This window comes from Paeniglutamicibacter cryotolerans, assembly GCF_014190875.1.
Taxonomy (GTDB): domain Bacteria; phylum Actinomycetota; class Actinomycetes; order Actinomycetales; family Micrococcaceae; genus Paeniglutamicibacter; species Paeniglutamicibacter cryotolerans.
On the sequence record NZ_JACHVS010000001.1, the window covers coordinates 1383684 to 1397823 of the forward strand.

Genomic DNA, 14140 nt, shown 5'->3' on the forward strand with positions numbered 1-14140 from the left:
CCTCGCCATCGGCCCCGCACATCGCGCACGGCGGTCGATCCGCCCAGCCCGGGAATCATTGCCGGGAGCGGAAACCAAAGGAGAACCATGAGCAATTCACCGGCACGCCGACATATCCGCTTCAACGCCTTCGACATGAACTGCGTCGGCCACCAGTCACCCGGGCTGTGGCGCCACCCGCAAGACCGCTCGGCAGACTACACCGACTTGCATTACTGGGCCGACCTGGCCCAGACCCTTGAACGTGGACTGTTCGACGGGATCTTCATCGCCGACGTGCTGGGCAGCTACGACGTGTATGGCGGATCAGCCGCGGCAGCGCTGCGCCAGGGCACCCAGACCCCGGTCAACGATCCCTTCTTGCTGGTCTCCGCGATGGCCCTGGTCACCGAGAACCTGGGCTTCGGGGTCACCGCCGGGACCGCGTATGAGCACCCGTACCCGTTTGCCCGCCGGTTGGCGACACTTGACCATCTGACCCGCGGCCGGGTGGGCTGGAACGTCGTCACCGGGTACCTGCCCTCGGCGGCGCGCAATATGGGCAACGACGACCTGCTCGAGCACGATGAACGCTACGACCACGCGGATGAGTACCTCGAAGTCGTCTACAAGCTGCTTGAGGGCTCGTGGGAAGACGATGCGGTGGTGCGCGACGCGGCCACCGGAGTGTTCACCAACCCGGAAAAGGTCCACCCGATCAACCACGAAGGCAGGTATTTCAAGGTTCCCGGCATCGCCATCACCGAACCCAGCCCACAGCGCACCCCGGTGATCTACCAGGCAGGGGCATCCATGCGAGGCATTGCCTTTGCCGCCGGAAACGCCGAGGCAGTGTTCGTCGGAGCCCCGACCAAGGAAATCCTGAAGTCGACGGTGGCTAGGATCCGCGATGCGGTGCAGGCGACGGGCCGGGACCGTCACGACGTGCGCATCTACACGATGCTCACCATCATTACCGACGCGACCAGCGAATTAGCTGCGGCCAAGCACGAGGAATACCAGTCCTACGCTTCGGAGGAGGGCGCACTGGTGCTGCTCTCGGGCTGGCTGGGCATCGACCTGTCGGCCTACGGCCTGGACGACGAGATCGGTGATGTCGAATCAAACGCGATCAAGTCCGCCGTCGAGTCGTTCAGCAAGCTGCGCAGCGACGATGGAACCCCCTGGACGGTGCGGGACATCGCGGCGTGGGCGGGCATTGGCGGCATGGGACCGCGTGTTGTCGGTTCCGGGGCAGAGGTAGCGCGGGAACTCATCGCCTGGGTGGATGAGACCGATGTCGATGGCTTCAACCTGGCCTATGCCGTGACCCCGGGCAGCTTCGAGGACGTCGTTGAATTCGTGATCCCCGAGCTCCAGGCCTGCGGCGCGTACCCCACCGAATATGCCCCGGGCACGCTGCGCAACAAGTTGTTCGGACGCGGCGATAAGCTGCCCGAAACCCACCGCGGTGCGGCATTTACGACACGGAACCGGCTCGCCTCCCGGTAGCGTTCCGGGGCGCCGCCCGAACGGCTCCGGAGCTGTACCGTTGGGTCATGGACAACCACCTGCCCGGCGGCCACCTCAACGACCGGGAAACCATCAGCCGGCTGCTGACCACGCCCGCACGCTGGGCCGTGGTCGGCCTGTCGAATAACCCGCACCGGGTGGCCATCGGCGTCGCCTCCTTCCTGCAGCAATCACTGGGCATGAGCATCATCCCGGTGTCGCTCAAGGGCGATGACGTCCACGGGGAAAAGGGTTACCGGAAGCTCGCCGATGTCCCCGGACAGATCGACGTGGTCGACTGCTTTGTGAACTCGCAGAAGGTCGGCGCCGTGGTCGACGAGGCAATTGCCGTCGGTGCGCGCGCCGTCTGGCTGCAGTTGGGCGTCGTGGACGAGGCTGCAGCGGCTCGTGCCAAGGCAGCCGGGCTCGAGGTGGTCATGGACACCTGCCCGATGATCGAATACCCGCTCCTCTGACCGTATTTACCCCCTCCACCAGGGTCATCTGAAAAACCACACGTGCTAAACGTGCAACGAAGTTCATGCGTACGCTAGCCACGGCAATCAAAACAAGTTTGGCTCTCCTGACGTAAATGTGGGTGGTGTCATTTCTGGTATGGGAGCCGGGTGGTGACCGGTCCGCAGGCGAGCATGATCAGTGCCAGCGTGGCCTCCGGTGAATGGAACCCGTAGGAGCGTCTGGTCATGGTTCTGATCTTGTTGTTCAGGCCCTCATGCTTGCCATTGCTGATTCCTCGCGTCACCGCCTGGTAAATGCCTTCCATATGTCCGCGCAAGGTCGCTGCGGCCTTCCTGAACGGAGCCAGGGCGCTGGTGGTCGCGGCGTCGCACCAGGCGCTGATCATGCCCATGACGTCTTGGGTTTCAAGGTCCCCGGCGAAGACCTCCCGCAAGGACTCCTTGAGCAGGTATGCCTCCCAAAGTTCCCCTCCGTCCTGCTCCATTTGCTTCAGGGTCGCGCCCTGCTTTTCGGTGAGGTCCCCGGGATTTTTCAGCAGGGCCCAGCGGTTGCCCTTGTATTTTTTGGCGAAGGCCTTATCCGGTAGTTCACGGGCCTTTTGCCAGAAGGCACGACGGACGGCTTCCAGGGCGTTGGTGGCCAGCTGGACGCAGTGGAACGGATCGATGCAGATGGCGGCCTGCGGCGCATTCTTCTTCACGGATTTGATGAATGCCGCTCCCATGTCCATGCTGACCGCCTTGATGTCTTGGGTGTTTTCGGGGCCGATTTCCGTGAAGAACTGATCCAGGGTGGCGGCGTTCTTCCCGGCTGCTCCCCAAAGGATGGTGGAGGTTTCGTGGTCCGAAACCAGGGTGAGGTAGTTGTGGTGCTTTTTCCAGGAGATCTCGTCCACGCCCAGGTGCACCAGATTCTCAAAGCGTGTGTCGTCGAGTTGTTCCTCCACGACGCGTTCACAGATGGCTCCGACGGTGCGCCAGGCGATCCTGGTGAAGGCGGAAACGCTGGTCTTGTCCGCCCGGGTGACCAGCCAGGCGACGAGGTCCTCGAAGTCTCGGGTGAACCTCGCATTGGAGCGGGCGAAAGGCACGGCCTGGACCACGACTCCGTGTTCGGGGCAACGCAGCCGCCGGCGCAGCATTTTCAGGACCAGGGGGCTGCCGCCCAGATCCAGGTGCCTCCACCTGGATTCGGCCCACCGGGTGTCGTATCCGACCGTGGTGGCAAAGGGGCAGTGCGGGCAGGAGAGCTTCTTCCGGGCGGTGAGTTTCACCGTGGCGATGACCGCGCCATGACCATCGAATTCGACGTTGGTGATACTGGTGCCGCTGAATTTGAGGGCGCGATTGAGTAGAGTGGTAGCTCGCATGGGTAACTCCGGTTAAGTCTGATAGTTGAGGAACTTACAAACTTACCGGGTTGCCCATGCTTTCTCGTTTACCACGTTTTCCCTGACCCACATTTACGTCAGGAGAGCCACAAGTTTTGGGTGCTGGGGGGACCAAAGGAATATTGGCGATGCACGAACTGGGGGTTCACGCGTCGCGATCGGGCTGGATGGCAACCGGCCCGGTCACGGTGTTGGTTTTCAGCTGTGGTCCTCACCGCCCAGGCAGGCCGGCGATGAAACCGCGAACCAGGGCCCGACCGGCGACATCGCCGGGGCCGGGTCCACCCAGGGGCAGGCGGCATTGCAGGCCCAGGCGTCCCCGCGGGCTCTGGACCGGGACAAGGCCACGGAAGTGGAAGCCGTCAAGCCGGAAGCCAGCGGCGGCTATTCACTGCGGGTGACGCCCAGTCCGGCAAGCGGTACGACCCGCTGGCCCGGGGTGCCGATCGCCTGCACCACCACTGTTGCAAACACCGGTGGGCACACGCTGACGGGGATGGCGATCACAGCCCAGCCCGCCGGGTGGTAGCACCGGCGGCCCTCGAGCAGGACAGTGCGGAGCTCTCGGGTGGCACCTCGGACCCCGTCGGCAGCGCGCTGACCTGGACCGCCGGGGACCTGGCCGCTGGCGAAAGCCGGACCCTGAGCTACGCGGCCACCATTAACGATGGCGCCGCCGACCTGCTCCTGGTGAACGCCGTCACGAGAACCGGGAACGTCCCGGAGATACGCACCGAACACCACACCGCGGAATGCCATGGGGTCACCGATCCGGGATCCGCGGGCTGTGGTCATCGCGGCGGAAGAGTCGACGGCTGAGCTGCTGGTCGAGGAACCCGCGGTGGCATTGCCGGGTGCCGAACCGGTCCTCGTCCCGGCCTCCACATCGCAGGACGAGGCCGTCACTTCCCGGCAGAACGGTTCGTAGCCGGTACCTCTAGACTAGGGACGTGGACTACGAAGGATTGCGTGCGCTCTGCCTCTCGATGCCCGGCGCCTTCGAGGATTTTCCCTTCGGCCCGGAATCGGCAGTCTACAAGGTCCGCGGTCGTGCCGACGGACCGGCGAAGATGTTTGCCCTGCTCATGCAGGGCAACGAGGGCACCCGCATCAATCTCAAATGCGAACCTGTGCTCGCCGAACAGCTGCGTGCCGCCCACCCTGAGATCACCCCCGGCTACCACATGAGCAAAAAACACTGGAATACGGTGTCCGCGAACGGGGACCTGGATCGGGGCATGATCCACGACCTCGTCCAGGACTCCTGGGACCTCGTCGTCGATTCGCTGCCGGTGCCCGAACGCACGGCGCTGGGGTGGAAGCGGCTGGCGGGGCGTGGGTAGGCTGGAACCCATGTACTTCATCGTCGTGAAATTCCAGACCAAGCCCGAGCACACCGACACCTTCATGGAGCGGGTCGCCGACTTCACCGCGGCCACCCGCGCGGAGCCCGGAAACCTCTGGTTCGACTGGTCCCGCAGCATCGAAGACCCGGCCGAATTCGTGCTCGTCGAGGCCTTCGCCGATGACGAAGCGGCCGGATCCCATGTGAACTCGGAGCATTTCAAGGCCGGACTCGAATCAATGCGCCCGGCGCTGCTCGCCACCCCGAAGATCGTCTCGCGCAAGGTCGAGGGCGATAGCTGGGGCGACATGGGCGAACTGCAGATCGGCTAGTGCCCCCGATGCTTGACGTGCTCCGCGGAAAACTGCATACCACGTTCTCCACCCAGGGAAGCCACGGTCCGGTCTGGGAACGTGAGCTCGATGCCGGCGATGACGCCGGCTACTTCGCCCACGATTCCCCGGTCTGGGTAGTTCACGGCGGGATGAGCCCAATGGCGGCGGGCATCCGCGCGCTGCTCACCCAGGCCCTGCACCCCGGGGCCCTGGCTGGCATCGCCGAGCACTCTAACTACCAAAGCGATCCGCTGGCCCGGCTCGCCGGCACCATCCGCTGGATCTACACGCTCACCTACGGCGACACTAGGGCGGCGAATCGGGCCTGCGCCTGGGTGCAACGGCTCCACGTCCCGGTGACCGGCAGCTACACCTCCGGTTCGGGAGAGCAGCTGCAGTACTCGGCGAATGACCCGGGCCTGTCTGCATGGGTACACATCGCCTTTGCCGACGCGTTCTTGCGCGCCCATGAGATCTTTTCCGGCCCCGTCCCGCAGGGAGCCGATGCCTATGTTGCCCAATGGGCGAAGGCAGGCGAGCTGATGGGCGTTCTCGATCCGCCCCGCAGCGACGCCGAACTGCGCGCCGCCATCGCCGGGTACGAGTCCCGCGGCGAACTGGTCGGAGGGCCCCGTGTCGCTGAAGTCGTTTCGTTCCTGAAAAACCCGCCGCTTGATCCGATGATCCTGCCCGGCTACAAGCTGCTCTTCACAGCGGTGGTCGACACGTTGCCCGAAAGCCACCGCCGGCTGCTTGGCCTGGAACGCTCACGCCTGGGCCCGATCCCGCTGCCGAGCACCCTGGGCGGGAAGGCGGCGCTTGGCCTGGCCGGCATCACTCTCGCGAAAAAAGGCCCCGCTGAACTTGCCGCCCGCCGCCGCCTCTTCCGGCTCGGGGTGCTCAACGACCTGAGCTATCCGGGCCCCGGCCTGCTGACGCGCGTACCGGTGCCGCCGGGCTACCGCCTGATGACCCTGCGTGAACCGGTCGGCCACGGTCCCGCCGCCTTCGCCGCGCTCTTGGAGGGCATCATGAGCTGGGGCCTGCACGAACGCTCCGGGCTGCGCGTGCGCGCCGATGTCCCGCGCGTTGCCCTCGGCAGCCGCGTCGAACTGGGTTTCGGCACGGGCCCGGCGCGGATCACGGCACCCTGCCGCGTCGTGCGGCTCATCGACGAACCGACCCGCGCCGGCTTCGTCTACGGGACGCTGGCCGGACACCCCGAAAGGGGGGAGGAGTCCTTCGCCGCAGTGCTGGATGACGATGGCACCGTTTACCTGGAACTGCGCGCTGTCTCGCGGCACTCGAACTGGTTCTACCGGCTCGGCGCACCGGTCACCGAGTCTGCCCAGGCGCTCGCCACCCGGCGTTACGTCGCGGCTGCCCGGGACCTGGCGCGGCAATAAGGCGACCCCGGCGCCATCTTGGCACGGCCCGATTCCCTTGTCCCAACAGGTGAATATGGGTTATCCACAGGACTTGTGGACAGTTGACCCGAGTTACCCACAGTCTCTGTGGATAACCGGTGCTCGTTATCCACAGAGACTGTGGGTAACTTCGCTTCCGGTTATCCACAACGGCAGGGGATACCTTCCCTGCCGGCGCCGGATGCGCCATCGTGGAGACATGTCCAGCACCGGAATCGACCAAGCACTGACGGCATTCTGCCGCGCGCTCGCCCCGGCCGGGGATGACGTGGATGACGTGCGCCTGCTGTTGGGCCTGCAGGAATCGGCCCGCATCGTGGCAGCCCGGTTGGTCCCCCGGATCAGCACCCCGGTCCGTGCCGCAGCGCTGGTCCGCACCGCCGAACGCGCCCACCGCGACGCCGGGCACCTCCAATTCCAGGCCGCCGCCGTGGCCGCGCGTTGCCACATCGAGCACCTCACCGCCACTGAGCTCGACGGCATCGCAACGCTCTTCGCCGACACCGGGGAGTTCATCAGTGGCGGCATCCACCTGCCCGACGAACCGGACGCCGCACCGGCCGGCCGCCCGCCCTACGCCGATGCCGGCGCATTCCTGCAGGATCAGCTGAACCTGAGCCCCTTTGCCGCGGCGAACCGGATCGAGGCCGCGGGAAACCTAATTCCCCCGCCGGACCTGCGGGCCCTGCGAGATCCTCCGATAGGCGCCGGCCGTGATAAGGCCACCGGCGCCGCCTATACTGATTCAACTGCGGTTCAGGCTGTCGCGCCGGCCCGCTATCCGCTGCTGGCCCGCCTGCTGGAGGAGGGAAAGGCCGACCCGCGCGAGGTGGCCGCCGCCGCACGGAAACTTGGACAACTGCGCCCCGACATCGAACGACAGCCCGACCCGGCCGGCACCTTGGCCGACTTCGAGGCCCGCATTGCCTTTTTGTTGGCCGATACACATGCCGGGACGACCACCAAGCTGTTGCGGACCCTCGAGGCTGAACTCGCCACGAAGCCGGTGGAACCCGATGATGCGGCAAAGCGGGCCCGCTGCGGACTGACCTACCAGGGCATGAAATTTGGCCTGCACTACTACCAGCTGGTCTGCGACGGTGTCGACTCCGAGTACCTGCGCGGGTACTTCGACGCGCTGGACAACCCGCTGAGCAGTGCCGGACGGTCCCCGCGCCGGCCCCGTACCGAAGGCGCCGGCACCGCCCCGGGTCAGCCCCAGCGGGTGAGCACCGGCCCGGACGCCTCGCTACCGGGCAGGTTGCCGCAGGACGGAGCCGAGGACCCCGAGAGCGCCGGGTCCTTGGCTGCGGAGCCGGAACCGATCCCGGACTGGGCGATCGACCCGGCCACTCCGGCCGACCTGCGCCCCATTGCCGACTTCGCCGGAGACCCGCCGGCATCGGCAGCCGACTGGTGGCAGCCCGCCCCGACGCGCCCGGCCCAACGCCTTGCTGCGCTGCTGGAGGCCATGCGCCGGGCCGGCCGCCCCGAGATCGACCCCGGATCCGGTCCGGTGCTTCCCGCGGTGGAGATCCTCCTGCACATCGATTACGACTCGCTGCGCGGCCACATGGACCGGGCGGGAATCACGGCCCATGGCACGTTGCTCTCTGCCGAAACCCTTCGCCGGCTGGCTTGCAACTCGAACATCCTGCCGATCCAGTTCAGCGGGGACGGCGCGGTGCTCGACATCGGACGGAGCAAACGACGGTTCCCCGGCCACATGGTCCGCGCCATCGCAGCACGGGATGGTGGCTGTTGCTACCCGGGATGCACGATGGCGGCGGTGCGAACCGAAATCCACCACGTCATCTCGTGGCTGGATGGAGGGGTGACCAGCGTGGCAAACGGCTGTTGCCTCTGCGTCAACCACCATCACTCGCTGCATGCGGGGCGTTTCGCGATGGTGGTGCTCAAAGCGGTACCGCATGTGCTGCTTCCCCGGGACCTGGATCCCCCGCAGCTGCCGCGGCGCAATACCTATTGGCATCCGGACCGGCGTGCTGCCCGGCCCGCCGGATGAGGGGGACGGGTTACCGGCAGCTGTCCACCGGTTCCTTGCCGGCAAGCCGGTCGCCCGCCCATGCGACCAGGTCGCCGATCAGCGGCGAGTCGGCCTCCACCAGCGGCATATGCTCACGCCCCGGGTACTCCCGGTACTCCATCGGCTGTCCCGCCGCACAACGCTGCTTCACCCATTCACGCTGCATGCCCGGGAGCACCAGAGAATCGGCCTGCCCCTGCGCGACGAACAGCGGGTAGCCCACTGTCATGTCCGCCGAATTCCCACGCAGTTTCCCGCCCAGCGGACCGTCGATGGCAGTGTCGGGGAAGATCGGCTTGAACAGCTGGGTGCTGCCGATGACGCCGGCCAGCGCGTCGCGCCCGTCGAAGCACAGGTCGCCGATCCGTTCCACCGCCGGTACATAGCCCGGAGTCAGCTGACCCGCCACATCGAGCTCCGGATAGACCTCCTTCCAGGCTGCGGCAATGTACGCCGACACCACCTTGCCCGCGGCCCCGTCCTTGACCCCCTGGGCCAACGCCACCAGATTGGTGGCCGGAGCCAGCGCTGCGACACCCAGGATTCCTACCTCCGGTGCGTACTGGGCGGCGATCGCGGCCGACCACAGTGCCCCGTGCCCGCCCTGCGAGTTGCCCCAGATCAGGGTGTCACCGCGCAGGTTGAGCATGGGAACCTGCTGGGCCGCTGCGGAAACCAAGAGGGCGATGGCCACTGCGAGGGCCAGCACCGGAAGCGTTGCCCCGCGCCAGATCAGGGCGGTGAATCCGGCACCAGCCAGCAGGGCTCCGGAAGCGGCGTTCAGCCAGCCCGAGGCCCGCCATGGGGTGCCGTGTTCGGCGGAATCCATGATCCGGGTGATGCCGATGACCATCAGCCCGGCCGCTGACAGGATGATGAACAGCCGGACGGAGGCGGAGGAGTTCAGCGCAAGGATGCTGCACAGCATGACCAGTCCGAGGCCGAAAACGGGGTGGATCCAGCGCGGGAACCTGCCAATGGCCTGGGGCATGCCTGCCTTTCGTTGATGCGGCAAGCGGCGGTGCCCACCCGGAATCATTCTGCCGCATGTCCACATGCGGCTTCATGGAAGCTCCCGGTGACTGCCGGATTGTTTCAACTCCAAATCAACTCCAAGCCCAAATTTGGACTTGGAGTTAATTTGGAGTTCGGTGCACCTGCCGATTGAGCCGGTAGCTTCGGCCTCGGTTTGCTGCGGAGCATGAAAGAAGGGCGCCGGAGAAAATGCCCTCCGACGCCCTTCCGCGTGAACTACCTAGCCAAAGTACTTCGGCAGCGTTGCCTCGTGGGCCTCGCGCAGCTCGGCCAGGTCCAGGTCGAACTGGCCCTGGATCTCCAGCGAGGTGGCCGATGCATCGACGACACCGAGGCGAACGACCGGGAAGTTCCGGGCGGTGGCCATGTCATTGAAGCGGACCTCTTCCGAACGCGGGACGGCGACGATGGCGCGTGCCTGCGATTCGGAGAACAACGCGGTGAAGGCATCCACGCCGTCGCGGTGGCACAGGTCATCAAGCGCCACGCGGGCGCCGACGCCGTAACGCAGCGACATCTCGGACAGGGCCGCGGCAAGGCCGCCCTCGGAGAGGTCGTGGGCGGAGTCGATCATGCCATCGCGCGAGGCGTTGATCAGGATCGCGCCGAGGGTCTTCTCTGCCGCCAGGTCGACCTTCGGCGGAAGGCCGCCCAGGTGCCCGCGGATGTTCGCGAACTCCGAGCCGTCCAGCTCGTCGAACGTGGTGCCGAGCAGGTAGATGGCCTGTCCGTCGGCGTCCGCGCGCCACCCCGAGGGGGTGCGGCGGGCGACGTCGTCGAACTTGCCCAGCATCGCCACGACCGGGGTCGGGTGGATCGGGGTGGAGCCGGTCTGGTTGTACAGTGACACGTTGCCGCCGGTGACCGGCACGCCGAGCACCATGCAGGCGTCGGAGAGGCCACGGATGGCTTCGGCCAGCTGCCACATGACATCGGAATCCTCGGGGGAGCCGAAGTTCAGGCAGTCGGAGACGGCCAGCGGCACGGCGCCGGAGGTGGCGACGTTGCGGTAGGCCTCGGCCAGGGCCAGCTGTGCACCGTGGTACGGGTCCAGGAAGGTGTAACGGCCGTTGGCATCGGTGGCCAGGGCGACGCCCATGCCGGTTTCCTCGTCGACGCGGATCACTCCGGCGTCATCCGGGGTGGCCAGCGCCGTGTTGCCGCCGACGTAGCGGTCGAACTGGTTAGTGACCCAGGACTTGTCGCACATGTTCGGGCTGGCCATGAGCTCCAGCACGGAGGCCTTCAGCTCGTCACCGGTGGATGGCAGGTCGGCGCCGGCCTCCGAGGACTTGAACGTGTCGGCCTGCAGGGCATCCTGCCATTGAGGGCGGGCGTACGGGCGATCGTAGACCGGTCCGTCGTGTGCCACGGTGCGCGGGTCGACGTCGACGATGACCACGCCGTCCCACTTGATGATCAGGCGGCCGGTGTCGGTGACCTCGCCGAGCCAGGAGTACTCCACGGCCCACTTGTCCATGGCGGCTTCGAAGGCTTCCACGTTCCCGGGGGAGACCACGGCCATCATGCGTTCCTGCGACTCGGACATCAGGATCTCGCCCGGAGTCAGGGTCGGGTCGCGCAGCAGCACGGAGGTTAGTTCGACTTCCATGCCACCGTCGCCGTTGGAGGCCAGCTCGCTGGTGGCGCAGGAGATGCCCGCGGCGCCCAGGTCCTGGATGCCCTCGACGAGGGAGCCCTTGAACAGTTCGAGGCAGCACTCGATGAGCACCTTCTCGGCGAACGGGTCGCCGACCTGTACGGCGGGGCGCTTGGACGGCTTGGTGTCGTCGAAGGACTCCGAGGAGAGGATCGATGCACCGCCGATGCCGTCGCCGCCGGTGCGTGCGCCGAAGAGCACTACCTTGTTGCCCTTGCCCGACGCGTTGGCCAGGCGGATGTCCTCGTGGCGCATGACGCCCACTGCCAGCGCGTTCACCAGCGGGTTGCCCTGGTAGACGGAGTCGAAGACGACCTCGCCGCCGATGTTCGGCAGGCCCAGCGAGTTGCCGTAGCCACCGATGCCGGCCACGGCGCCGTGGATGACGCGGGCGGTGTCCGGGTGGTCGATGGCTCCGAAGCGCAGCGGATCCATCACGGCAACGGGGCGCGCGCCCATGGAGATGATGTCGCGCACGATGCCGCCGATGCCGGTTGCCGCACCCTGGTACGGCTCGATCATCGTCGGGGAGTTGTGTGATTCGATCTTGAAGGTGACGGCCCAGCCATCGCCCAGGTTGGTTACGCCGGCGTTTTCGCCGATGCCGACCAGCATGTCCTTCTTCATTTCCTCGGTGACCTTGTCGCCGAACTGGCGCAGGTGGTTCTTCGAGGACTTGTAGGAGCAGTGCTCGGACCACATGACCGAGTACATGGCCAGCTCAGCGGCGGTCGGTCGGCGGCCCAGGACCTTGACGACCTCGTCGAATTCGTTCTGCTTCAGGCCGAGTTCGGCCCAGGGCAGTTCGGTTTCGGGGGTGGCTGCGGCGTTCTCGACGGTGTCGATGTTGAACTTCTGGCTCACTTCTTGCCTCCAACGAGCTGGGTCAGGACGCTGGTGAAGAAGCCCAGGCCGTCGGTTCCGGTGTGGTCGGGGCCGAATCCGGCCTCTACTGCGTGTTCCGGGTGCGGCATGAGGCCCACCACGTTGCCCGCTGCGTTGGAGATGCCGGCGATGTTGCGGCGGGACCCGTTCGGGTTCCAGCCGACGTAGCGGAACGCGACGCGGCCCTCGGCCTCGAGGGCGTCGAGCGTCTTCTCGTCGGCGACGTACTGGCCGTCCTGGTTCTTCAGGACGATGGTGATTTCCTGGTCCTTGGCGTACTGGTTGGTCCAGGCGCTGGTGTTGTTCTCCACGCGCAGGACCTGGTCGCGGCACAGGAACTTCAGGTGGTCGTTCTTCACCATGGAGCCCGGCAGCAGGTGCGACTCGGTCAGGATCTGGAAGCCGTTGCAGATGCCCAGCACGGGCAGCTTGGCATCGGATTTCGCAGCGTCGACGATCTTGTCCATCATCGGGGCGAAGCGGGCGATGGCACCGGCGCGCAGGTAGTCCCCGTAGGAGAATCCTCCGGGAATGATCACCGCATCGACGTTCTGGAGATCGGCGTCGGCGTGCCACAGGGACACCGCCTCGGCGCCGGCAATGCGCACGGCACGTGCCGCATCCCGGTCATCCAGGGTGCCCGGGAAGGTGACGACGCCGATGCGGGCACCGTTCAGCTCGGTGCTCGGCGTGGAATAGTCGCCGATCAGTGGAAGTTCGGTGGCGTTCATTAGTCGGCGACGACCTCGACGTTGACCACGTCTTCGATGACCGGGTTCGAGAGCAGGGTTTCGGCCGCGGTGCGGGCCTGGGCCAGGATCTCCTCGGTCACCTCGCCCTCAACGGTCAATTCGAAGCGCTTGCCCTGGCGGACGCCGGCAAAGGCATTGAAGCCGAGTCGGGGCAGTGCGCCCTCGATGGCCTTGCCCTGCGGGTCAAGAATTTCGGGCTTGAGCATGACATCAACAACGATCCGGGGCATCCGGGTTCTCCTGTGGGCGGGGGTGGTTAAATGCCCACGGAATGCCGTCTCACACCAAGGCGATGGCGTTCCGCGAGCTTGCGACACAAGTCTACCGGGTTTGCCGGGCCGCCAATCCTCATTTTTTGTGGGCTAGAACACTGTGCTGCGCCTAGATGTAGCGGATGTCTACGTCGTGGTCGGCATTACTGGACAGGATTGCCTCTACGGCGCTCAGGCTCGCCCGCCCGGCGGCCCCGCTGTGGCGGACGAGCCCGGAGATCAGCACCTCCGTCAGGGCCATCGTAGGACTCAGGGCATCGAAGGCGGAGGGGGAGGCGACGGAGCAGGGCAGGACAATCGATGCATCGGTGCTCAGTGGACTCAGCCATGGGTCGGTGACCAGAATGATTTTGGCCCCGCGTTTGCGTGCCGCCTTGCCGAACTCCACGGTTTCGGGGGTGTAGCGGCGGAAATCGTATGCCACGACGATATCTCCGCGTTTCATATCGCGCAGCGTCGAGGCGCGGTCCAATTCGTTGCTCGAGACCAGAAAGGCCCCCGGGCGCAGCAATTGCAGGTGTGTCTGGAGGTATTGGGCGACCATGTGGCTGAAGCGGCCGCCGAGCAGGTGGACGGAACGGCCAGGTGTCGAGAGCATTTGGACCGCGTCTTCAATCAGGGCGCCGGGTACGGCATCGAGGCTCGCGCTGACCTGGCCGGCAAGAACCGCAGCGTCGGCGGCCAGCTGCACGGCCCCGGAGGATGGCTCCGGCGTATCGAGGGGGAACTGTTCCAGTGCCGACTTCGAGCGTTCTCCCAGCTCCGAGCGCAACTGGTCCTGGAACTCGAGGTACCCCTCGAAGCCCAGGAATATCGCGAACCGTGTCACCGTCGGTGCCGACACTCCTGCCCGGGCAGCCAGCCGGGCGGCCGTCTCCAGTCCCGCCCTGGGGTAGTCGGTGAGGATTTCCCGGGCAATCTCACGCCCCGCGGGTGTGAGCTCGCCGAGCTTCGAACGGAGAAGGTCGGAAACGGTGGCCACTGACATGAAATAATAATTTCATGGTGCGATTAGTTACGC

The 14140-nt window shown here is 66.0% G+C and carries 14 protein-coding genes; 8 read left to right on the forward strand and 6 right to left on the reverse strand.

Translation table 11 applies throughout. The annotated features are described in order from the left end of the window. The first annotated feature begins 87 nt into the window (after positions 1 to 87). Together E9229_RS06595 and E9229_RS06600 are read left to right on the forward strand one after the other, a co-directional pair. Positions 88 to 1491: an LLM class flavin-dependent oxidoreductase gene (locus E9229_RS06595; protein ID WP_183510469.1), complete on the forward strand. Its 1404-nt coding sequence runs from the start codon at positions 88 to 90 to the stop codon at positions 1489 to 1491. Between the two features lie 47 nt (positions 1492 to 1538). Next, a complete protein-coding gene (locus E9229_RS06600) occupies positions 1539 to 1967 on the forward strand; it encodes a CoA-binding protein (protein ID WP_183510470.1) in 429 nt (142 codons plus the stop codon). A 128-nt stretch (positions 1968 to 2095) separates the two neighbouring features. Here E9229_RS06600 and E9229_RS06605 read toward each other — a convergent pair whose 3' ends face one another. Then, complete coding sequence (locus tag E9229_RS06605; protein WP_183510471.1) at positions 2096 to 3340, reverse strand: ISL3 family transposase; 1245 nt, start codon at positions 3338 to 3340, stop codon at positions 2096 to 2098. A 373-nt stretch (positions 3341 to 3713) separates the two neighbouring features. Here E9229_RS06605 and E9229_RS06610 point away from each other — a divergent pair, with 373 nt between their 5' ends. The 6 genes from E9229_RS06610 (at position 3714) to E9229_RS06635 (ending at position 8494) form a co-directional block, all read left to right on the forward strand. Continuing rightward, entirely contained in the window at positions 3714 to 3890 is a 177-nt protein-coding gene (locus E9229_RS06610; RefSeq protein ID WP_183510472.1) for a hypothetical protein, read from the forward strand. Then, complete coding sequence (locus E9229_RS06615) at positions 3884 to 4180, forward strand: DUF11 domain-containing protein (protein ID WP_183510473.1); 297 nt, start codon at positions 3884 to 3886, stop codon at positions 4178 to 4180. Before E9229_RS06610 ends, E9229_RS06615 begins: the two co-directional genes overlap by 7 nt. Before the next feature lie 131 nt (positions 4181 to 4311). Continuing rightward, a complete protein-coding gene (locus tag E9229_RS06620; RefSeq protein WP_183510474.1) occupies positions 4312 to 4704 on the forward strand; it encodes an MmcQ/YjbR family DNA-binding protein in 393 nt (130 codons plus the stop codon). A gap of 10 nt (positions 4705 to 4714) precedes the next feature. Beyond that, positions 4715 to 5038 carry a putative quinol monooxygenase gene (locus E9229_RS06625; RefSeq protein ID WP_183510475.1) on the forward strand — a complete coding sequence of 108 codons (324 nt, stop codon included), beginning with the start codon at positions 4715 to 4717 and terminating at the stop codon, positions 5036 to 5038. A gap of 8 nt (positions 5039 to 5046) precedes the next feature. Then, the gene (locus E9229_RS06630) at positions 5047 to 6447 is read left to right on the forward strand and encodes a DUF1990 family protein (RefSeq protein WP_183510476.1); all 1401 of its coding nucleotides are present in this window, start codon (positions 5047 to 5049) and stop codon (positions 6445 to 6447) included. 220 nt (positions 6448 to 6667) lie between these two features. Continuing rightward, a complete protein-coding gene (locus E9229_RS06635; RefSeq protein WP_183510477.1) occupies positions 6668 to 8494 on the forward strand; it encodes an HNH endonuclease in 1827 nt (608 codons plus the stop codon). A gap of 10 nt (positions 8495 to 8504) precedes the next feature. On the opposite strand, the gene E9229_RS06640 is transcribed toward E9229_RS06635, so the two are convergent. From E9229_RS06640 to E9229_RS06660, 5 genes are all read right to left on the reverse strand, one after another. Continuing rightward, entirely contained in the window at positions 8505 to 9506 is a 1002-nt protein-coding gene (locus E9229_RS06640; RefSeq protein ID WP_183510478.1) for a lipase family protein, read from the reverse strand. Positions 9507 to 9770: 264 nt separating this feature from the next. After that, positions 9771 to 12074 (reverse strand): phosphoribosylformylglycinamidine synthase subunit PurL, encoded by a 2304-nt coding sequence (gene purL, locus E9229_RS06645; RefSeq protein ID WP_183510479.1) that lies wholly within the window; start codon positions 12072 to 12074, stop codon positions 9771 to 9773. Beyond that, the gene (purQ, locus tag E9229_RS06650; protein ID WP_183510480.1) at positions 12071 to 12826 is read right to left on the reverse strand and encodes a phosphoribosylformylglycinamidine synthase subunit PurQ; all 756 of its coding nucleotides are present in this window, start codon (positions 12824 to 12826) and stop codon (positions 12071 to 12073) included. The genes purL and purQ overlap by 4 nt, the downstream gene beginning before the upstream one ends. Beyond that, positions 12826 to 13077 (reverse strand): phosphoribosylformylglycinamidine synthase subunit PurS, encoded by a 252-nt coding sequence (gene purS, locus E9229_RS06655; protein WP_183510481.1) that lies wholly within the window; start codon positions 13075 to 13077, stop codon positions 12826 to 12828. Before purS ends, purQ begins: the two co-directional genes overlap by 1 nt. Positions 13078 to 13228: 151 nt before the next feature. After that, a complete protein-coding gene (locus tag E9229_RS06660) occupies positions 13229 to 14107 on the reverse strand; it encodes a MurR/RpiR family transcriptional regulator (RefSeq protein WP_183510482.1) in 879 nt (292 codons plus the stop codon). Positions 14108 to 14140 lie beyond the last annotated feature (33 nt).